Consider the following 21,340-nt stretch of genomic DNA (forward strand, 5'->3'; position numbering starts at 1 on the left):
GTGCACATGTTCTCCCCACGATTATCACTTGCCTTTCGCTTTTTTTCATTTCGAATGCTATCGTTTTCGGATTTATTCTGCCATTGGAAGAATCGAAGGTTGATCCTTTGCAAAAAATTGCATTCATATAAGTGCAATGAATATATCGCAGATGTCGGAACTTTGAGCCCCCCTAAAGGAGCTCGAATGTTCACGCAATCTCACACTCGAGGAGGAAACATGCTTATCCGTCTGATCACGACTTCGGCGCTGACGAGCGCCCTCGCCCTCACCATCGGTTCGCAGGCATTCGCCCAGACGGAACTGGCGTGGTGGCACGGCATGACCGGTGCCAACAACGAAATGGTCAACGAACTCTCGAAAGAGTTCAACGAAAGCCAGAGCGAATATAAGATCGTTCCGGTTTACAAGGGAACCTATCCCGAAACGCTGAATGCCGGTATTGCCGCGTTCCGCTCCAAGCAGCCCCCTGCAATTCTGCAGGTCTTCGATGCCGGCAGCGGTGTAATGATGGCTGCCGAAGGTGCTGTAGTGCCGGCTGCCGAAGTGCTGGAAAAGGGTGGTTTCAAGTTCGATAAGTCGCAGTACCTGCCCGGCATCGTCGCTTATTACTCAAAGCCCGATGGCACCATGCTGTCCTTCCCATATAACTCCTCGTCGCCGATCCTCTATTACAACAAGGACGCCTTCAAGAAGGCCGGTCTCGATGAAAACAATCCGCCAAAGACCTGGCCGGAAGTTTTTGAAGCGGCCAAGAAGATCAAGTCCAGTGGTGCGGCAGCGTGCGGCTTTACTTCGACATGGCTGACCTGGATTCAGACCGAAAACTTTGCGGCCTGGAATAACGTTCCTTATGGCACCAACGAAAACGGTCTCGGCGGCACCGATGTAAAGCTCGAGATCAATTCTCCGCTTTACATTCAGCATTTCCAGTCGATTGCCGACCTCGCAAAGGACGGCACGTTCCGCTACGGCGGTCGTACGTCGGAAGCCAAGCAGCTTTTCACTTCAGGTGAGTGCGCGATGCTTACCGAATCCTCGGGCGGCCTTGGAGATGTCGTGAAGTCGGGCATCAATTACGGCATCGGCCAGTTGCCTTATTATGAAGGTCACGGCCCGCAAAATACGATTCCTGGCGGTGCGGCCCTTTGGGTTTTCGCCGGTCTTAGCGACGAACAGTACAAGGGCGTTGCAGAATTCTTCAACTTCCTCTCTCAGACCAAAATTCAGGTCAAGCTGCACGAGAAGTCGGGTTATCTGCCAGTGACGCTCGCTGCTTACGAGGAAACCAAGAAGTCGGATTTCTACGAAAAGAACCCGGGCCGCGAAACGCCTATTCTCCAGATGATGGGCAGGGCCCCGACCGAAAACTCAAAGGGTGTGCGCCTCATTAACCTGCCACAGGTCCGCGATATCCTGAATGAAGAGTTCGAAGCCATGCTCGGCGGCAAGCAGGACGCGAAAACAGCACTTGAGAACGGCGTCAAGCGTGCCAACGACGCGATTGCCGCAGCTCAGTAAACGATCACATTGACACAACGCCGCCTGCCTTTTGTGGCAGGCGGCGTTGTTATCCCACGAGGAAGCTCCCCGTGCAGAAAGTAACCTTTCCAAATAAAATTCTGCCCTATTTCCTGCTGGCCCCGCAGATCATCCTGACTGTGGTGTTTTTCTTCTGGCCAGCCAGTCAGGCGATTTATCAGTCCTTCATGCGTGAAGATGCATTCGGGCTCAAATCCACCTTCGTGGGTCTGGCCAACTTCACAAGTGTTCTGGCCGATCCCAACTATCTGCACTCATTCAGAGTGACGATTGTTTTCAATATCCTGACCGCTCTGCTCGCGATGGGCGCAGCGCTGTTGCTTGCGACCGCTGCAGACCGCGTTATTCGCGGTAAAACATTTTATCGTACGCTCCTGATCTGGCCATATGCCGTGGCACCCGCCGTGGCCGGCATGCTGTGGCTTTTCATGTTTAATCCGGCGATGGGCACTTTCGCCTATATCCTGCGCCGCAATGGCTTCGCATGGGACCCGCTACTGGATGGCAATCAGGCTATGGGCCTCGTCGTCGTTGCTGCCGCCTGGAAACAGATTTCCTACAATTTCCTGTTCTTTGTTGCAGGTTTACAGGCAATCCCTAAATCTTTGATCGAAGCAGCCGCTATCGATGGTGCCCGGGGATCGCGGAGATTCTGGTCCATCGTATTTCCTTTGCTCGCACCGACGTCGTTCTTCCTCTTGGTCGTAAACACCGTCTATGCATTCTTCGACACGTTCGGCATCATCCATGCCGTGACGGGAGGTGGCCCTGCCAGAGCGACCGAAACGCTGGTCTACAAGGTTTACAATGACGGCTTCGTCAATCTGAACCTCGGTTCGTCTTCTGCACAGTCCGTCATTCTGATGGCAATCGTGATTGCCTTGACCGCCTTCCAGTTCCGCTTCGTCGAGAAGCGCGTGCATTATTCGTGAGGGTGGCGACAATGATAGAAAAACGCCCAATCTCAAACCTAATCGGTCACCTGATCCTCATCCTTGGCATCATAATCGTCGCCTTTCCCATCTACTATACATTCGTCGCTTCGACGATGACTTCGACCCAGATCATCCGCCCGCCAATCTCGCTTCTGCCCGGCGATCATTTCATAGAAAACTATGGCGAAGCCATCTTCGGCGGCGTTGAACGTGTCGTCGGCGTCAGTCTCGAAAGGCTGCTTTGGAACTCGTTCGTGGTTGCTATGGCCATCGCAGTCGGCAAGATCATTATCTCGTTCATGTCCGCCTTCGCGATTGTGTTCTTCCGCTTTCCGATGCGTATGTTCTTCTTCTGGATGATCTTCGTCACGCTGATGTTGCCCGTGGAAGTGCGCATTCTGCCCACCTACAAGGTAATCGTGGACCTCGGCATGATCGACACCTATGCCGGGCTTACGCTGCCGCTGATGGCATCTGCGACGGCGACATTCCTGTTCCGTCAGTTCTTCCTCACAATTCCAGGTGAGCTGGTGGAAGCAGCACGTATCGACAATGCCGGACCTTTCCGTTTCATGCGGGATATCCTGCTTCCGCTTTCGAAGACGAATATCGCAGCGCTTTTCGTCATTCTCTTCATCTACGGATGGACCCAGTATCTGTGGCCGCTGCTCGTTACCAATGATGCAAAGATGAACACAATCATCATTGGCCTGCGTCGCATGGTCGACTGGGCTGACGCTTCCACTCCCTGGAACTACGTCATGGTAACAGCCATTCTGGCTATCATTCCGCCGATCCTCGTTGTGGTGCTGATGCAGCGCTGGTTCGTCAAAGGTCTCGTTGAAACGGAAAAGTAATGAGCAAAATCGTTCTTGATAACGTCCGCAAGAGCTATGGCGGCAATGTTGAAGTCATCAAAGGCGTATCGCTGGAGATCGATGACGGGGAATTCGTGGTGCTGGTAGGTCCCTCCGGCTGCGGTAAATCCACGCTGCTGCGCATGATAGCCGGATTGGAAGGCATTACATCTGGCACCATCTCCATCGGCGCCCGCGTGGTCAACGATGCTGAGCCCGCTGAGCGCGATATTGCCATGGTGTTCCAGAATTATGCGCTCTATCCGCATATGACGGTACGGGAAAACCTCGCTTATGGCCTGAAAAACCGCAAGACACCGAAAGACGAGATCGAACGTCGCATCGCAAAGGCTGCCAAAGCCCTTGAAATCGAGCAGTTTCTGGAGCGTAAGCCGCGCCAGCTCTCCGGTGGCCAGCGCCAGCGTGTAGCCATGGGCCGAGCCATCGTCCGCGAACCGGCGGCATTTCTCTTCGACGAACCGCTTTCTAACCTCGATGCGAAACTGCGCGTGCAGATGCGTGTCGAGATCAAGCGTCTGCAACGTTCGCTCGGCACCACGAGCGTTTATGTCACCCATGACCAGATGGAGGCCATGACCATGGCAGACCGTCTCGTTGTGCTGAATGCAGGTCGTATCGAACAGGTCGGCACACCGATCGAACTTTATGAAAAACCGGCCTCCACATTCGTCGCAACGTTTATCGGCTCTCCGTCCATGAACTTGCTGCCAAGTGCAGAAACCGTCGGCTGGACGACCGGCAGTGCGGTGAAGACACCCGCAGGAAATTTCACCATCGGTGTTCGCCCGGAAGATGTCCACATTCTCGAAGATGGCGCGCCCGATGCTGATGGTTTCAATACGACCGTCCGTATCGAAGCGGTCGAACTCGTCGGTGCAGAAAGCTATATTCACGCTGCTTTGCCTGACGGCAAGCCACTTATCTTCCGCGTTGCCGGGCGCTCGGCCCATAATATAGACCAGACCGTGAGGGTTGGCGCATCCGCAGAAAATGTCCATGTTTTTGGCAGGGACGGCCAGCGCCTGAACGATTGACACTCTGACGGGTTGCGTCCGTCGAAGGTCGCAACCCGCTATAATAATCGATTTCTGTTTTAGAATTTATCGGCTACACAGAATGGAATATTTTTCCGCCTGTGAGGAAATTCCGATAGATGACGCATCAGCAGATACTCTCCTTCGCAGTGATCATACTTATGATGGGGGCGTTTATCTGGGGCAAATTCCGTTATGATGTCGTCGCGCTCTGCGCACTTCTCTTAGCGATAGCTGTTGGCGTTGTCCCATTCGATCACGCATTTTCGGGGTTTAGCGACGACATTGTCATCATCGTGGGCAGTGCGCTGGTGGTTAGCGCAGGCGTCGCACGTTCCGGTCTCATGCAGGCGGCAGTGCAGCGTTTCCTGCCGGAGATCAGCAGTGTAAGATTACAGCTGGCCGTGTTGGTCGCGGTCGTCACCGTGCTCTCCGCCTTTGTGAAAAACGTCGGTGCGTTGGCCATCATGATCCCGGTCGCTTTTCAATTCGCACGCCGCTCCAATGTTTCCCCCTCAACGTTTCTCATGCCTATGGCGTTTGGCGCGCTGCTCGGCGGTTTGATGACTCAGGTGGGTACTTCGCCCAATATCGTCGTTTCTCGCATTCGCGGCGAAATGGTGGGGGAGCCCTTCACCATGTTCGACTTCACGCCCGTCGGCGCCGTGCTTTCAGCCGTGGGGCTAATCTATCTGGTTCTTTTTTACTGGCTCGTCCCGCAACGCACGCGCGAAAATGTTTCGCTGGATGAAGCAATCAAGATCAAGAATTATGCTTCCGAAGCGCGCATCACAAAAACCTCGACAATGATCGGCAAGCGCGTGACTGATCTCATCAAGGCTGCTGAAGGCGAAGCGATGGTAACCTCCATCGTACGCAAGGAACAGCGATTGACGCCGCTTCCCGACACCGTCCTGAATGAAGGCGATGTAGTGCTACTTGAAGGCGACCCAAAGGCGCTTGATGCGATCATAAGTGCGGGAAAGCTCACCCTCTCCGAGAACCGCAATCCTTCCGAGACCAGCGGTTCGACCGACATCGAAGCCGTCGAAGCTGTTATTGGAAAAAATTCGCGTCTCATCGGACTGACGGCCCAGAGACTCGCCCTTTTCGCGCGGTATGATCTGAATCTTCTGGCTGTCAGTCGTCCAGGGGAGCGGATTACCGAGCGCCTCAGCGAAGTTATACTGCGCTTCGGCGATGTAATCGTCCTGCAAGGCAGACAGGCAAATCTATCAACCTTCCTGCCCGAGTTTGAATTGCTGCCACTCGCCCGCCGCAAGTTGATGCTCGGCAGTGTCCGGCGCGGATTGATCCCGCTCGCCATTCTGATTGCCGCCATCGGTGCGACCGCTTTAAGCCTCGTACCGGTTGCGGTGGCTTTCTTTGCGGCTGCCGTTGCTATGCTTCTGTTCAAGGTCATACCTCTCAACGAGGTCTATGACGAGATTGATGGCCCAATTCTGGTCATGCTGGCTGCGCTCATTCCGGTTTCCGATGCACTGAGGACGACCGGGGGCACTGATCTCATAGCAGAGGGACTTGCCACAATCGGCCATCAATTACCACCGGCCGGTGCTTTGACGCTCATTCTTGTGGCAGCGATGATGGTGACGCCATTTCTCAACAATGCCGCGACGGTCCTCGTCATGGCTCCAATCGCGACAAGCTTTGCTTCTGGGCTCGGTTTCAAGCCTGAAGCGTTCCTTATGGCAGTCGCGATCGGTGCGGGGTGCGATTTTCTCACCCCGATCGGTCATCAGTGCAATACGCTGGTGATGGGACCGGGCGGCTACAAATTCAGCGATTATCCGCGTCTTGGGTTGCCGTTATCCATCATCATCGCGATTGTAACGGTACCCACACTGATGTTCTTCTGGCCGTTGAAATAACGCTAACGCTGAACTGAATCTATCCATTCGAGGCTATCGGAAACGATCTTTTCCACGCTCTCGGCAACATCTGCTCGGAATACCAACGGCTCTCCGACCGGGCTTTCAAGTGTAGCAATCTGGCTTTCCAGCATCGTTACCGGCATGAAATGGCCTGTGCGATGCCCCATATGCTCATGCAAGACTTCAAAACTGCCGTCCAGAAAAACAAAAAGGACAGGCGCATCCGCTGCGGTGCGGAGGCGATCCCGATAGCTCTTCTTCAATGCGGAACAGGATATCACAATCCCGTCGCTCGAGGCTGCAAGACGTTCTCCGACTTTATCGAGCCAGGGCCAGCGATCCTCGTCCTGCAAGGGGATGCCTGCCGACATCTTATCGACGTTCGACTTTGGATGAAGAGAGTCGCCTTCGAGAAACGGAAGCTTCAAAGCATCTGCAATCTTCTCCCCGACCGTCGATTTTCCGGAACCCGAAACACCCATCACGATGATACGCAGCATCAATTCCTCATACGCTTGCGGTCATGCCGCCATCGACATGCAAGACCTGTCCGTTCACAAAAGTGGAAGCATCGCTGCTCAGGAATACGGCGGCACCGACCAATTCTTCCACATTCCCCCAGCGGCCCGCCGGCGTCCTTTTTTCCAGCCAAGCCGTAAATTCGGGGTCATCAACCAATGCCTGATTCAGCGGCGTCTTGAAATAGCCGGGTGCAATCGCATTGACCTGCAAGCCATGTCTGGCCCAATCGGTGGCCATACCGCGGGTCAGGTTACGGATAGCTCCCTTTGTCGCGGTATAAGGCGCAATCGAAGGACGCGCCAGTTCACTTTGAACCGAAGCAATGTTGATTATCTTGCCGCGTCCTCGCGCGATCATATGGCGCGCAGCCGCCTGCCCGGCATAAAAAGCGCTGGAGATGTTGGTTTCCAGAAGCTGCTGCCATTTCTCGATAGGGAAATCCTCAAGCGGTGCGCGGTACTGCATCCCGGCGTTATTGACCAGAATATCGAGTGCGTCGATTTCCTCTTCAATCATCTCAATGGCGGCGCGGACTTCCGCGGCATTCGTCACATCGAAGGCAGATGCAAAGACCTTATGTCCATCATCCTCCAGCAGGGTGACAGCCTGATCCACCTTGCCCCGGTCACGGCCATTGATGATCACCGTTGCACCATGTTCCGCAAGCCCTCGCGCCAGGGCAAAACCAATGCCCTGACTGGAACCCGTGATCAGCGCAATGCGCCCTTCCAGATTGAAAAGCCCGAAAGAAGAAGCCATCAAAAAGTTTCCAGCTTGAGGCCGACTCGGCTTGCTGCCTGCACGATGTGGTGGCGCATCACTTCGCGTGCCTGCAACGGATCCCGCGAATGAACGGCGTCCCTGATTGCGGTATGCTCATCAATGGTGATCTCGACAATCTGCTCGAGCACGGCCCGCGCACGCGCTGCGTTGATTGCCTGATTGATGCGTTCGGCAATGAAGCCTAGGACCAACGGAAAATACTCATTGTGAGTTGCAGAAGCGAGCGCCCGATGAAAAGCCAGATCGGCAGCTATACCCGTATCGGTCCATTTTTTTGAACCGCTCATTTCTGCGAGCGCTTCGTTGAGTTGCATCATGTCATGTTCATCATGATGAACCGCCGCTAATCCCGCCGCTTCAATTTCGAGTGCCATTCGTAACTGGAACAGGCTGCGGAAATTTTCGCGATTGGCAAGTGTTTCTGGCTCTATCCGGAGGGCGTGTCTCCTGTCGGGTTCTGTCACGAAAGCCCCGACACCCTGTCGGGTTTCAACCAGACCCTCGTTGCGCAACTGGGCTATCGCTTCACGTACAACCGAGCGGCTAACTCCGAAGCTCTGAGCCAGATTATGTTCTGTCGGCAGCTTTTGCCCCGGCAAGAGAGTACCTTCACCGATCTGCCGCGTGATTTCGGAAGCGATGCGTCCAGGGAGTTGCTCATTGCGCCTGATTTCACCAAACAAAATGATAAAGTCTCCCTGATTGCCTGTGCAATTGATGTGTCGTCAGCCTTTTGAAGAGTCAAGCGAAAGCTGGCAGCCCGGATTCATGATGTTGTCCGGATCGATTACCTGTTTGAGACCTTCAAGCAGCTTTCGCCGTGCAGGGTCAATACGCTTCTCGAAATCGTCCCTTTTCAGGCGACCAATGCCGTGTTCCGCGCTAATGCTGCCTGCATAACGATCCAGAACAGCATTGATCGTTTCCTTCGCAAGCTTGATCTTCGCGTCTTTCGCAGCAACATCGAGATTGCTTTCCGGGATGACATTGAGATGCACATTGCCGTCCCCGACATGTCCATAGGAAACCGCGAGACAATCAGGAAGAACCTTGGCCAGTTCCCTTTCAGCTTCATCGACGAACGATGCCAGTTTCGACAATGAAACCGATATGTCAGTGCGCAGATGCTTGCCACGCAGCGCCTGCCCTTCATTCATCGCCTCGCGAAACATCCAGAGATTTTGACCTTGTGCCCGCGAGGACGCGATGGTCCCGTCAAGAACGAGGCCATCTTCCATTGCTCCTGCAAGAAACTGCTCCATCAGTGACGCTATATCGACCAGTCCCGAGCCTGAAATCTCCATCAAGACATAGGCCGGATATTGCCCCAGCGGCGTGGCGAGTTCCGGCATCGCCTCTTGTGCCAGTGTAAAAGCCACCGGAGGCATGAACTCGAATGCCGACATCAGATCACAGCACTGCACCCGTGCCCGCCGATAAAGCGCAATGGCATCTTCAAGGGAATTGAGCCCAAGCAGCGCAGTTTCCACCTTGTCCGGCAAGGGCATCAGTTTGATTGCGACGCCGGTTACTATTCCAAGAATGCCTTCCGCACCGATAAAAAGCTGTTTCAGATCAATGCCGCCATTGTCTTTTCTCAGCGTCGAAAGACCGTTGAATATAGTACTGTCAGGCAGAACGACCTCCAGCCCCAGTATCAACTCGCGGGTCATGCCATAGCGCAACACATTGATGCCGCCGGCATTGGTGCTGACATTTCCCCCGATACGACAGCTTCCCTGCGCACCAAGCGCCAGCGGAAAAAACATTCCTTCGGTTGCCAGTTTGTCTTTCAGTTCCGAGAGAATGCAACCCGCATCGACAACCGCTGAAAAATCATCCGGATCTATTTTCCGAATGCGGTTCATCCGCTCAAGACTCAAAATGACGAGATTGTCCCGGCCATCCGGTACGCCACCCTGCACGAGACCGGTATTTCCGCCTTGCGGAATGATAGACAATCCCAGGGAAGCGCAGGCTTTGACCGCGGCGGAAACATCCGCTGTCGAACGCGGACGGATCACAGCAACCGCCGCATTTTCCACATCCCCCGGCCAGTCACGACAATAGCCAGACATGTCATTTTGTTCGGTCATAACCAGATCGCCACCCAAAAGAGCGACGAGACCGTCCTGCTTGTTTCCCGCCCTGTCCCCCGTAACGTACATGATATCCTCTTGGCTTTATCGAAGTGCAATGCGCTGTCGCAGGAGTACGACAGTTTTTCAGATGCGGCGGGCTTTTCCGTTTCATTCCTTGGACAGAACGGAGAAAACTGTTTCCAACGCTTACATATAAGGTTATCAGACAACCCTACAACATGAATCTGCGGGAGATTGGATAAGTGTTGTTCCACAGCCAAGTCTGCATCATTTGAGTGTCAGTGGCTGCAAGGCAGGGAGGAGATTTCTGGATGCATATCGCAATCATCGGCGCCGCTGGCATGGTGGGCCGCAAATTAGCGCAGCGCCTTTCCAACGATGGCCGTCTCGGGGATATCCCCGTAGAGAAGCTCACGCTTGTCGATATCGTCGCCGCAGAACCTCCAGTCGGCTTCGCAGGATCGGTCGACACTTTGGCTGCGGATATATCCACCAAGGAAACCGCGCAGAAGATCGTATCAGGACGGCCTGATGTCATCTTTCACCTAGCGGCAATCGTGTCCGGTGAAGCAGAGATGGATTTCGACAAAGGATATCGAATTAATCTGGACGGCACACGTTATCTGTTCGATGCAATCAGACTTGCGCACGTTGCCGATGGCTATAAGCCTCGTGTGGTCTTCACATCCTCCATCGCCGTTTTTGGCGCTCCGCTGCCCTATCCGATCCCGGATGAATTTCATACGACGCCGTTGACCAGTTACGGCACGCAGAAGGCAATCAGCGAACTTCTTTTGTCCGACTATACGCGACGCGGCTTCTTCGACGGTATCGGCATCCGCCTGCCGACGATCTGCATAAGGCCGGGCAAACCGAACAAGGCTGCATCCGGCTTTTTCTCCAGTATATTGCGCGAACCGCTCTCCGGTCAGGAAGCCATATTACCTGTTCCTGAAGAGGTTCGGCACTGGCATGCTTCGCCGCGCTCAGCGGTGGGCTTTCTGATTCATGGAGCCACTATCGATACGGAAGCGGTCGGTGCGCGTCGCAATCTTTCCATGCCTGGTCTCAGCGCCACCGTCGGTGAGCAGATTGAGGCGTTGCGCCGCGTTGCTGGCGATAAGGCCGTCCGACTCATCCGACGCGAGCCAGATGAAATGATCATGCGCATGGTCGCAGGGTGGGCGCCCGGTTTCGAGGCTAAACGCGCACAGGCCCTTGGCTTCACCGCCGAAACCTCCTTTGATGAGATCATTCGCGTTCACATCGAAGATGAAATGGGAGGCAAGCTTTGAAATGCAGGATCGCTTTTCTCGGTACCGGCCTGATGGGCGCACCAATGGCCGGTCGGCTTCTGGATGCAGGCTTCGACGTAACGGTCTGGAACCGGAACAGCGCCAAGTCTGCCCCCCTTGTGGAAAAAGGTGCCAAGCTCGCTCAAACCGCCGCAAAGGCGGGGGTGGACGCCGATATCGTCATCACCATGCTGACCGATGGACCAGCGGTACGTGATGTCCTCTTTGAGCAAGGTGTCGCTGCTGTCTTGAAAAAAGGCAGCATAGTCATCGACATGAGTTCAATTTCGCCGGACTTCGCGCGCGAGCATTCGAAGCGTCTGGAGGCGACGGGCGTCAATCATATCGACGCGCCGGTTTCCGGGGGCGTGGTCGGTGCACAGGAAGGTACACTCGCCATCATGGCCGGAGGTGATGAAGCGGTTATCGCCACCCTCGCCGATGTGTTCAAACCGTTGGGACGCCTCACGCGCGTGGGTCCGTCAGGTGCCGGCCAGCTTGCAAAACTTGCCAATCAACAGATTGTTGCCGTGACCATCGGGGCAATCGCAGAGGCAATGGTTCTTGTCGAAAAAGGCGGCGGGTCGCGTGCCGCATTCCGCGATGCCATCCGCGGAGGTTTCTGTGAAAGCCGCATTCTCGAACTCCACGGCAAACGGATGATCGACCGCAATTTTAAGCCAGGAGGCACATCGCGCATTCAGTTGAAAGACCTCAACTCGATCCTGAAGACCGCAGGCGACCTGTCCTTGAAATTGCCGTTGACCGAGACCGTGCGAGAGGCTTTTGCGACTTTCGTTGAAGACGGCGGAGGCGAGAAGGATCATAGCGCCCTGCTTCTTCATATCGAAAAGCTCAACGACGTTCCTCAAGATTAGCGCCTGATAAGCAGTTGCATTGGGAGGTGCAATGAAGATCACAGCAATCGAAACCATTCGCATCGCCGAACGGCCAAATCTTTTGTGGGTGGAAGTTCATACAGATGAAGGAATCACCGGCCTCGGCGAAACCTTTTTCATGTCCGAGACGGTCGAGTCCTATCTGCACGAATATGTCGCGCCGCGTGTTCTAGGTCGCGATCCGTTGCAAATCGATCTGCTGGCCTCTGACCTTGTGGGCTATCTCGGTTTCCGTTCAACCGGCGCGGAAGTGCGTGGCAACTCCGCTTTCGATATCGCCCTGTGGGATTTATACGGCAAAGCTGCCAATCTCCCTATCGCTCAGCTTCTCGGCGGCTTCAGTCGTCAATCCATCCGCACTTATAATACGTGCGCCGGAACCGAATACATCAAGAAGGCTACCGGCCAGCAATCCGGCAACTACGGTCTGGCCGGTTCCGGAGCCAGCTACGACGATCTGAACGGCTTCCTGCACCATGCCGATGAACTTGCCCTCTCATTGCTGGAAGAAGGCATAACGGCGATGAAAATCTGGCCATTCGACATGGCGGCAGAAAAGACACGCGGGCAGTATATCTCTCAACCCGATCTCAAAGCGGCATTGCAGCCTTTTGAAAAAATCCGGGCGGCGGTCGGTGATCGCATGGATATCATGGTCGAGTTCCATTCCATGTGGCAGCTCTTGCCCGCCATGCAGATTGCCCGTGAACTCAAGCCATTCAAGACTTTCTGGCACGAAGACCCGATCAAGATGGACAGTCTCGGCAGTCTCAAACGTTATGCAGAAGCCAGCATTGCACCTATCTGTGCCTCCGAAACTCTAGGAAGCCGATGGGCATTTCGTGATCTTCTGGAAACAGGCGTGGCCGGCGTCGTCATGCTTGACTTGAGCTGGTGTGGTGGCCTTTCTGAAGCACGGAAGATCGCTGCTATGGCCGAAGCCTGGCATCTTCCGGTCGCGCCACATGATTGCACCGGACCGGTCGTTCTGTGTGCTTCGACGCATCTATCGCTCAACGCACCAAATGCCCTGATTCAGGAAAGCGTCCGCGCGTTCTACAAAACATGGTATCGCGACTTTTTACCGCCCTGCCCGAAGTCAAGGACGGCATGATTACGGTTCCGCCCGGTACCGGGCTGGGCATGGCCCTCAGCTCCGAAATGGACAAAGCCTATACCGTCGGCCGAAGAAAAACAGATCGATCTAATTTTTGAGCTCAAAGCCGTCTCAAGGCTGGACTCAATTCTGGACTGCTAATAATAGTACTATTGTTGTCAGGCATCCTGACAACATATGGCCCGTGGGAAACGGCCATACATTGGGAGGATATCTGTGCAAGACAAGCGTGAACTGAAAGCAACGGTGATTCTGCCTGAAGACAGCCACTCAGCGGTTTTGATTGGCCGTGTGTGGTCGAAAGCCGAAAACGGTCCTTGTCCTGTATTGGTCAAAAATGGCCATGTGCACGATCTGTCCAGCTTGTCAGCTACGGTTTCGGGCCTTCTGGAACGCCGTTCGCTAATAAGTGAACTGGAGAATACCGAGAGCTATCCAAACCTCGGTTCTCTGGATGATTATCTTTCCGGTGATCGCGGGGAGTTGCTCGCTCCCATAGACCTGCAATCCATCAAAGCAGCAGGCGTTACCTTTGCCGACAGCATGCTTGAACGCGTGATTGAAGAACAGGCCAAAGGCGATCCCTCTCGAGCCCGCGAAATTCGCGAACGTCTGGCGCCGGTTATCGGCGACAATTTGCGCGGCGTCGTGGCAGGCTCCGAAAAGGCTGCGGAGGTCAAGGCGCTTCTTCAGGAAATGGGACTCTGGTCCCAATATCTGGAAGTGGGTATCGGGCCCGACGCGGAAATCTTCACCAAATCTCAGCCGATGTCGGCCGTTGGATGCGGCGCTACCGTCGGCATTCTGCCCATTTCCCAATGGAACAACCCGGAACCCGAGGTGGTCCTGGTTGTCGCCTCGGATGGACGTATTGTCGGCGCAACTCTTGGCAATGACGTCAATCTTCGAGACGTGGAAGGTCGTTCGGCTTTACTGCTCGGTAAAGCGAAGGACAATAATGCTTCCTGCGCTATCGGCCCGTTTGTTCGTTTGTTCGACGCCCAATTCACTATGGACGTATTGCGCAAACTCAAGCTGTCGCTGACGGTTCATGGGGCTGACGGTTTCGAAATGACCGGCGAAAGCCCTATGGAAGCGATCAGCCGCGATCCTGAAAATCTTGCGTCACAGATGATGAACCGCAATCATCAGTATCCGGACGGCGCAGTGTTGTTTCTTGGCACCATGTTCGCGCCCGTGAAGGATCGTCGTGGTGCGGGACAAGGGTTTACCCACGAAGTCGGCGACCGCGTGGAGATTTCCACGCCGAAGCTTGGACGGCTCATCAACTGGGTCGACCGGACCGACAAATGTCCTGAATGGACATTCGGTATCAGGGCGCTGATCCAGAACCTGCAAGCGCGCGATTTGCTCGATAAAGTCTGAGGGCGCATAGATGACGAAAGCCATAGACTTCTTCTACAAGATACTTGGCGCAATTCTCGTCTTCCTCCTCGCCGGCATGGCTATTATGGTCTTCGTCAACGTGATTTTGCGCTACGCCGCAAACTCTGGACTGACCGTATCGGAAGAACTTGCGCGTTATTTTTTCGTCTGGGTGTCTTTTCTTGGAGCCGTCCTCACCTTTCGCGAGAATAGCCATTTGGGCATCGAGTCGCTCGTTGCTCGCTTTGGACGGCAAGGGCGCGTTACCTGCATGGCAATCAGTTATCTGATCGTCCTGCTTTGTTCCGGGATTTTCTTCTGGGGCACCTGGAAACAGTTCGACATCAACGCCAGCATGGTCGCACCCGTCACGGGACTTTCAATGATCTGGGTTTACGGCGTCGGGTTATTCACGGGTGGCGCAATGTTCATCATTGCCGCCGAGCGCTTCCTGCGCGCTGTCACCGGTCGTTTGACCGATGAGGAAATTGCCACCTTTGCGGGCGAACACTCGCTCGACCATCTGATGGAGTAGACGACATGACGCTCGTAGTATTTGTCGGCTCGCTTCTCAGCGCCATGGCTATCGGCGTTCCGATCGCTTTCTCGCTCATGTTCTGCGGTGTGGTTCTCATGTGGTACATGGGGATGTTCAACACGCAGATCATCGCGCAGAACATGATTGCCGGCGTGGATTCCTTCACGCTGCTGGCAATACCGTTTTTCATTCTGGCTGGTGAGCTTATGAATTCCGGCGGCTTGTCCCGCCGCATCATTGATTTCGCCATAGCTTGCGTCGGGCATATTCGCGGCGGCCTCGGCGTCGTTGCCATTCTCGCAGCCATCATCATGGCCAGCGTTTCGGGTTCCGCCGCTGCGGACACTGCGGCGCTGGCAACCATCCTAGTCCCCATGATGGCGAAAGCGGGCTACAACATCCCCCGGTCTGCGGGACTGATGGCGGCAGGCGGCATCATCGCGCCGGTTATCCCGCCATCCATGGCCATGATCGTGTTTGGGGTTGCTGCCAACGTATCGATAACGCAGCTTTTCATGGCCGGGATAGTGCCCGGTCTGATGATGGGTATCGCGTTACTCTTCACCTGGCAGATCGTCGTCAGAAAAGACAATCTCAAGGTGCTTCCCAAGCAATCCGGCAAAGATCGGCTGCAGGCGACCGGACGTGCACTTTGGGCGCTCGGCATGCCCGTGATCATTCTTGGCGGCATCCGTATGGGCGTCATGACACCGACAGAAGCGGCTGTGGTTGCCGCAGCCTATGCCCTTTTTGTCGGCATGTTCATCTATCGCGAACTGAGATTTGTCGATCTTTACGGCGTGTTTTTGCGAGCTGCCAAAACAACATCCGTCATCATGTTTCTCGTCGCGTCGGCCCTGGTGTCGTCATGGTTGATAACGGCAGCAAATATCCCGGCTGAAATCAGCAGTTACATCGCGCCGCTGATCGACAGTCCGAAACTGCTGATGTTTGCGATCATGATACTTGTGCTCGTCGTCGGAACAGCACTCGACCTTACGCCGACGATCCTCATCCTGACGCCAGTCCTGATGCCGATTGTCAAACAGGCGGGGATCGACCCGGCCTATTTCGGCGTTCTTTTCATTATGAACAACAGCATCGGGCTCATCACGCCGCCGGTCGGCGTCGTGCTGAATGTGGTGAGCGGCGTCTCAAAGGTGCCGCTCGGAAAAGTGGTCGCTGGCGTCAATCCATTTCTGATTTCGCAAGTGATCGTGCTGTTCCTGCTGGTTCTGTTCCCAAGTCTCGTACTGGTACCCATGAACTGGCTGCATTAGGTTTAACATCAACTCTGGGAGGAGAGTTCAATGAAGAAATTGCTTATGCTGGCAACAACCGCCCTGATGGCGGCCGCGCTAACCGTACCCGCTCTTGCCGAATTTCAGGAGCGCAACATTCGTGTCTCCAATGGCATCAACGAGGATCATCCAGTCGGCAATGGCATCAAGGCAATGAATGAATGCCTTGCTGAAAAGTCCGGTGGCAAAATGAAGATAACCGCCTTCTGGGGTGGAGCTCTGGGAGGCGATTTGCAGGCAACGCAAGCACTGCGTTCCGGTGTGCAGGAAGGCGTGGTAACCTCGTCGTCGCCCCTCGTCGGGATAGTTCCAGCGCTTGGCGTTTTCGATCTGCCATTCCTCTTCGCAAACGATGAAGAGGCAGATGCCGTCGTCGACGGCCCCTTCGGCAAAATGATGGACGAAAAGCTCGCGGCCGTCGGCCTCGTCAATCTTGCCTATTGGGAAAACGGCTTCCGAAACCTTTCAAACTCAAAACATCCGGTCAACAAATGGGAAGATTTCAGCGGCATGAAAGTCCGCGTGATGCAGAACAACATCTTCCTCGACACATTCCAGAATTTCGGTGCCAATGCCACACCGATGGCTTTCGGTGAAATCTTCTCAGCGCTGGAAACCAAGGCCATCGATGCGCAGGAAAATCCTTACGTCACCATCGATACTTCAAAATTCTACGAAGTGCAGAAATATGTGACAGAAACCAAGCATGCCTATACGCCGTTCCTGTTCCTGTATTCCAAGCCGATCTTCGACACATATTCCCCTGAGGAACAAGCCGCCTTGCGTGAATGCGCCGTTGTCGGACGCGACGTAGAACGCAAGGTCATTCGTGAATTGAACCAGAAGTCACTCGAGAAGATCAAGGAAGCGGGTCTGGAAGTAAACACGCTTTCGCCGGAAGAGCACGCGCGCATGCTCGAAAAATCCCAGCCGATCTACGCCAAATACAAGTCTCAGATCGGCGACGACGTCATCGATGCGGTGCAAAAGCAGCTAAGCGAAATTCGGAAATAAAAACAATTTGAAAACTCGAACAGGCCGCGCTCGTCACGCGGCCTGTTTTGTTTCGTTCAAGCGGCTTTCCGGCGGCTGTTAACTCGTTCGGCGAGCTTGCGGGCACGCGCAAGACTATCAGCCTGCTCGGTACTGAAACGATCTTCCCCGATTTCCATGATCAGGAAGGTATCGGGCAAAAAAGTCAGTTCATCGAAAATCTCGTCCCACGGAATATCGCCCCAACCGATCGGCAGATGCAGATCGCCAATACCGAGCGCCGTTGCCTCCGCAGGATGATAAAACTTGGTCATCGTGTAAGGGCGACCAAAACTGTCATGAACATGCAGATGCCCGGTTACCGGAGCCATGGCACGAATTTGCGGACGCCAATCGATTCCGAGACGACTGCACTCAATATAAGCATGGCTGAAGTCGATCAGCCCGCAGACGGAAGAGTGGTTGACCGCAGCGACCGTTTCGGCAACCTGAGCCGGTGTCTGCCGATACTCGGCATCGCTCATTGCAAAGATATTTTCCAGCGCGATGCGGACGCCATAAGACTTTGCCAGTTCCGCCATTTCGCCGAGCGCATCCCGCTCCATCTTGTCGAGGTCGGGAAGGCGAGAAGGCGCAGGCATTGTGGCGTGGCCGGAATGATGAACAAGTACTTCCGCTCCCACACGATCGCAGAGTTCCAGCATCGCCCGGACCACTGCCTTTTGATACTCAAGATGTTCGCGATCCATGAAATTGGAAACGATCTGTCCGTGGACGCTGTAACGGACGTCAAACTGTCTGGTAATATTGACGAGGCGATCCACGCGGTGCGGAATGAGACGGCCGCCTGAGATTATTTCCTCGCCATAAAGCGACAATTCCACAGCGTCCGAACCGAGTTCGACGATATTACGGATTGCCCCTTCAAGCGTGCTGAAATTGCCGTCACCTGCCGGAGTGCAAAAGCCAATCGCTGATATTATGTGGTCAGAAGTCATGATACTCGTCCTGTCAGACATGGAAAATGCGCGAACGGGGTGTCCTGTATCGCGCATCCCCTCTGGCACGAGGCTATTTCAGGCGTATGACTATAAGAAACGATTGTTCATCAGTTGAGAGGAATTGCGTTACCATCCTTGCTTGACTGATAAGTGTCGGACAATTCGTCATACTTCGCAAAAATCGCGTCGAGCTTTTTGCGGAGTCGCAAACGATCGGCGTCCGGCAAGGATGCCATCATTTTCGGAATCGAATGGCTATGCCAGAAAGCGTTGTCGCGGTTGTATCCGCCCGGTTCCAGCGTGAAGACTTCCTTGAGGATCTTCAAATCATGCGGGATAGAGAAAGCATCCCGTGAATCTTCATGGCTGAAAAGGTAGTAAAAATTGTCGAAACCACTCCATGTGATAGCCGATAAGCACATGGAGCACGGCTCATGAGTGGAAAGAAACACCATGTCTTTCGTATCGGGACGTCCATTCTCCGGCATTTCATAGAAGCGCTTCAATGTGTGCACTTCGCCGTGCCAGAGCGGATTCTCGGTCTCGTTATTGGTTTCAGCAAGAACAAGAGACAGATCTGACTTGCGCAACAGCGCCGCACCGAAAACCTTGTTGCCTTCCGCAACACCTCGCTCAGTCAGCGGAATGATGTCCTGCTCGATAACCTCAATAAGCTTTTCAAGCAGTTTCAGTTCATTCGTCTGCACAGTTGGTTCCTCCCGCTATTGCAGAATTACGCCGGACCTTTTCGGCCCGGCGCTTTACGGTTACTCCGCAAAGAATGCGAAGCGGATGACGAAAAGTGCAGCGACCAGCCAGGTAGCCAGATGCACGTCACGTGCCTTGCCCGTGAAGGCTTTGAGGATGACATAGCTGATGAAACCGAAGGCCAAACCGTTGGCAATCGAATAGGTGAACGGGATAGCCAAAGCTGTCAGCGCAGCCGGCGCAGCTTCCGTTACGTCGTGCCACTCGATCTCGGTCAATTCACGCATCATCAGGCAAGCGACGTAGATAAGGGCCGGTGCCGTCGCGTAGGCTGGAACAGAACCAGCGAGCGGGGAAATGAACAAGGCCGCAAGAAACAGAAGTGCTACGACCAGTGCCGTCAAGCCTGTACGGCCCCCCGCCTGAACGCCGGATGCGCTTTCCACATAGGCCGTCGTGGACGAAGTACCGAGAAGCGAACCACCCAGAATTGCCGTGCTGTCGGCAAAAAGGGCGCGTCCGAGACGGTTTGGTTTCCCCGGTTCAATCAGACCGCCACGCTTAGCCACGCCGATCAGCGTGCCTGTGGCGTCGAAAACTTCAACCAGCACGAAAACGAGAATGACGTGCAGAATGCCAGTATGCAGAGCACCCATCACATCAAGCTGAAGGAAAGTCGGAGCAAGACTAGGCGGCGCTGAGAAAACACCGCCGAACTGGCTGATGCCAAGAGCGATAGATGCCACGGTGACAATGAGAATACCAATGAGGATCGCACCGCGAACCTTAAGGGCGTCCAGCACCGCGATAATGAAGAAGCCCGCAATCGCCAAAAGCGGTCCCGCCTTCGTCAAATCACCCAGGCCAACCAAAGTCGCCTGATTGCCGACAACCACACCAGCGCTTTTCAGACCAATCAAAGCCAGGAACATGCCGATACCGGCTGCAATCGCACTTCGCAGCGAATGTGGAATACCCTCCACCAACCAGCGGCGTACACCTGTAACGGTCAGGATCAGGAAGATGATACCCGAAATAAAGACAGCACCGAGTGCCTGCTGCCAGGAAAAACCCATCGCCCCAACAACGGTGAAGGCGAAGAAGGCATTAAGACCCATGCCGGGCGCCATGCCGATTGGCCAGTTTGCGACGAGCGCCATGATGATCGAGCCGAGAGCTGCCGCAAGGCAGGTGGCAACGAAAACGGCGTTTCGATCCATACCCGTAGTGGACAGAATATCCGGGTTTACGAAGATGATGTAAGACATCGTCAGGAAGGTCGTCACGCCGGCAATAATTTCCGTTCTCGCCGTTGTGCCGTGTTCCTGCAATTTGAACAGCTTTTCGAGCATCGTCCCTCCAAGGCAAAGCGCCCGTCAATTTAGCGCCCCAATTCGCGTCAAATCACGACGCGCAACCTATTGCGCCCCGCAAATGTGTCGAGTTGAAGCAACCTATGCGATTGCCATAATGTTAGTTGCCGCTGCAGATTTGCAGGCGGACATGTTCCCCATACACCCATCGCGGACAAAAGCACAGTTCTGCCGCGTGAATGCCAGTTTGTTGACATGATTTAGTGTGGACTGAGATTTCACCGCGCGCCAGTCACTCATTTGCGGGAAATATTTGAAACAGATTCAAAAAAGACAGTTCGTGAATGCGGCTCTGCAAATTCTAACCGACTGTTTGGAATGAGCTTTGCAGGAGCAAGGCCGTTCCGTACATGCCAAGAGCAAAAAATGTATGCGCTATAAGATTGAGCAGTCGCACATTGCGCGCATTTGGCAGCTTGGACGCCGCCCAACCGATTCCCAGGCCCGGTTGCAATAAAAACCACCCCGCCGATACCGTCAGTATACCAAATATCCAAACCGGGAAAAATACTGGATCAGAAAACCATTCCGCGCCACCATAAATGGCAAAGATCACGCCATAAAGAATGCCGACTGCATAATGCCCGATCCAGCCGAGCGCTACTTCATGCTTATAAGGTGCAGAAGAGGAAATATCGTCGTGGAAAATCCGCCCATGCCGAAGATGCCAAAACCAGCGTCCCACCAGACCCCAGTTTGGACGTGCCTGTCCGGGCATTGCAGCAAGCAAAAGTGCCCATAAATCCATTACTATGGTTGCGCCGATCCCGATCAGAATTCCGCGCCAGACAATGTCCATCTTGAGTCTTCCTCTGCATCATCGGGCAGCCAGATAAGCCTGAGACCGCCCGATGATGCAAGAGGTAGATCTACGTGCACTCCTGCATTCCAACTTCTTACTGGCAATGACTTGGTATGACAACATGCACCGGCAATAGAACGTTGCTATGAAATAGAAGCGATGAAGAACGGCAATTCTACCGCAGTTAAAACGGAAAGACCGTACCTTCATCGCCGCCCCCGCAAGTACAAGTTGAC

Annotated in this window: 19 protein-coding genes and 1 pseudogene; 12 read left to right on the forward strand and 8 right to left on the reverse strand. The window is 54.3% G+C overall.

Going from position 1 to position 21,340, the window contains the following annotated elements; genetic code table 11:
* Positions 1–219: 219 nt before the first annotated feature.
* From ugpB to ACOWVS_RS08600, 5 genes are all read left to right on the forward strand, one after another.
* A complete protein-coding gene (ugpB, locus tag ACOWVS_RS08580; RefSeq protein ID WP_006471321.1) occupies positions 220–1,521 on the forward strand; it encodes a sn-glycerol-3-phosphate ABC transporter substrate-binding protein UgpB in 1,302 nt (433 codons plus the stop codon).
* A 71-nt stretch (positions 1,522–1,592) separates the two neighbouring features.
* Positions 1,593–2,474 (forward strand): sn-glycerol-3-phosphate ABC transporter permease UgpA, encoded by an 882-nt coding sequence (gene ugpA, locus ACOWVS_RS08585; RefSeq protein ID WP_006469005.1) that lies wholly within the window; start codon positions 1,593–1,595, stop codon positions 2,472–2,474.
* 11 nt (positions 2,475–2,485) lie between these two features.
* Positions 2,486–3,334: a sn-glycerol-3-phosphate ABC transporter permease UgpE gene (gene ugpE, locus ACOWVS_RS08590; protein WP_006471322.1), complete on the forward strand. Its 849-nt coding sequence runs from the start codon at positions 2,486–2,488 to the stop codon at positions 3,332–3,334.
* Positions 3,334–4,389 carry a sn-glycerol-3-phosphate import ATP-binding protein UgpC gene (locus tag ACOWVS_RS08595; RefSeq protein ID WP_006469007.1) on the forward strand — a complete coding sequence of 352 codons (1,056 nt, stop codon included), beginning with the start codon at positions 3,334–3,336 and terminating at the stop codon, positions 4,387–4,389. The genes ugpE and ACOWVS_RS08595 overlap by 1 nt, the downstream gene beginning before the upstream one ends.
* A gap of 119 nt (positions 4,390–4,508) precedes the next feature.
* Entirely contained in the window at positions 4,509–6,281 is a 1,773-nt protein-coding gene (locus tag ACOWVS_RS08600) for an SLC13 family permease (protein ID WP_006469008.1), read from the forward strand.
* 2 nt (positions 6,282–6,283) lie between these two features.
* Here ACOWVS_RS08600 and ACOWVS_RS08605 read toward each other — a convergent pair whose 3' ends face one another.
* From ACOWVS_RS08605 to ACOWVS_RS08620, 4 genes are read right to left on the reverse strand one after another with little or no spacing between them, the layout of a single operon-like run.
* Positions 6,284–6,784: a gluconokinase gene (locus tag ACOWVS_RS08605; RefSeq protein WP_006471323.1), complete on the reverse strand. Its 501-nt coding sequence runs from the start codon at positions 6,782–6,784 to the stop codon at positions 6,284–6,286.
* A 7-nt stretch (positions 6,785–6,791) separates the two neighbouring features.
* Positions 6,792–7,565 carry an SDR family oxidoreductase gene (locus ACOWVS_RS08610; protein ID WP_006471324.1) on the reverse strand — a complete coding sequence of 258 codons (774 nt, stop codon included), beginning with the start codon at positions 7,563–7,565 and terminating at the stop codon, positions 6,792–6,794.
* The gene (locus tag ACOWVS_RS08615; RefSeq protein WP_006469011.1) at positions 7,565–8,272 is read right to left on the reverse strand and encodes a FadR/GntR family transcriptional regulator; all 708 of its coding nucleotides are present in this window, start codon (positions 8,270–8,272) and stop codon (positions 7,565–7,567) included. The genes ACOWVS_RS08610 and ACOWVS_RS08615 overlap by 1 nt, the downstream gene beginning before the upstream one ends.
* A gap of 42 nt (positions 8,273–8,314) precedes the next feature.
* Positions 8,315–9,757, reverse strand: a complete 1,443-nt coding sequence (locus ACOWVS_RS08620) for an FAD-binding oxidoreductase (protein ID WP_006469012.1) — start codon at positions 9,755–9,757, stop codon at positions 8,315–8,317.
* A gap of 245 nt (positions 9,758–10,002) precedes the next feature.
* On the opposite strand from ACOWVS_RS08620, the gene denD reads away from it, so the two are divergent.
* The 7 genes and pseudogenes from denD (at position 10,003) to ACOWVS_RS08655 (ending at position 17,241) form a co-directional block, all read left to right on the forward strand.
* Entirely contained in the window at positions 10,003–10,986 is a 984-nt protein-coding gene (denD, locus tag ACOWVS_RS08625) for a D-erythronate dehydrogenase (protein WP_006471325.1), read from the forward strand.
* Positions 10,983–11,864 carry an NAD(P)-dependent oxidoreductase gene (locus ACOWVS_RS08630; protein WP_006469014.1) on the forward strand — a complete coding sequence of 294 codons (882 nt, stop codon included), beginning with the start codon at positions 10,983–10,985 and terminating at the stop codon, positions 11,862–11,864. The genes denD and ACOWVS_RS08630 overlap by 4 nt, the downstream gene beginning before the upstream one ends.
* 31 nt (positions 11,865–11,895) lie before the next feature.
* A pseudogene (locus ACOWVS_RS08635) lies at positions 11,896–13,100 on the forward strand (mandelate racemase/muconate lactonizing enzyme family protein).
* A gap of 118 nt (positions 13,101–13,218) precedes the next feature.
* Complete coding sequence (locus ACOWVS_RS08640) at positions 13,219–14,388, forward strand: fumarylacetoacetate hydrolase family protein (protein WP_081252510.1); 1,170 nt, start codon at positions 13,219–13,221, stop codon at positions 14,386–14,388.
* A gap of 10 nt (positions 14,389–14,398) precedes the next feature.
* Positions 14,399–14,923: a TRAP transporter small permease gene (locus tag ACOWVS_RS08645; RefSeq protein ID WP_006469017.1), complete on the forward strand. Its 525-nt coding sequence runs from the start codon at positions 14,399–14,401 to the stop codon at positions 14,921–14,923.
* A 5-nt stretch (positions 14,924–14,928) separates the two neighbouring features.
* Positions 14,929–16,206 carry a TRAP transporter large permease gene (locus ACOWVS_RS08650; protein WP_006469018.1) on the forward strand — a complete coding sequence of 426 codons (1,278 nt, stop codon included), beginning with the start codon at positions 14,929–14,931 and terminating at the stop codon, positions 16,204–16,206.
* A 30-nt stretch (positions 16,207–16,236) separates the two neighbouring features.
* A complete protein-coding gene (locus ACOWVS_RS08655) occupies positions 16,237–17,241 on the forward strand; it encodes a TRAP transporter substrate-binding protein (protein ID WP_063621077.1) in 1,005 nt (334 codons plus the stop codon).
* Between the two features lie 56 nt (positions 17,242–17,297).
* On the opposite strand, the gene ACOWVS_RS08660 is transcribed toward ACOWVS_RS08655, so the two are convergent.
* From ACOWVS_RS08660 to ACOWVS_RS08675, 4 genes are all read right to left on the reverse strand, one after another.
* Entirely contained in the window at positions 17,298–18,218 is a 921-nt protein-coding gene (locus ACOWVS_RS08660; RefSeq protein ID WP_006471328.1) for a sugar phosphate isomerase/epimerase family protein, read from the reverse strand.
* A 110-nt stretch (positions 18,219–18,328) separates the two neighbouring features.
* The gene (locus ACOWVS_RS08665) at positions 18,329–18,928 is read right to left on the reverse strand and encodes a nucleoside deaminase (protein ID WP_006469021.1); all 600 of its coding nucleotides are present in this window, start codon (positions 18,926–18,928) and stop codon (positions 18,329–18,331) included.
* 60 nt (positions 18,929–18,988) lie between these two features.
* Positions 18,989–20,281, reverse strand: a complete 1,293-nt coding sequence (locus ACOWVS_RS08670; RefSeq protein WP_006471329.1) for an NCS2 family permease — start codon at positions 20,279–20,281, stop codon at positions 18,989–18,991.
* Between the two features lie 322 nt (positions 20,282–20,603).
* Positions 20,604–21,101, reverse strand: coding sequence for a DUF2938 domain-containing protein (locus tag ACOWVS_RS08675; protein WP_006469022.1), 498 nt, complete (start codon positions 21,099–21,101; stop codon positions 20,604–20,606).
* Positions 21,102–21,340: the final 239 nt, after the last annotated feature.

This window comes from Brucella sp. IR068, assembly GCF_049065885.1.
GTDB classification, from domain to species: domain Bacteria; phylum Pseudomonadota; class Alphaproteobacteria; order Rhizobiales; family Rhizobiaceae; genus Brucella; species Brucella intermedia.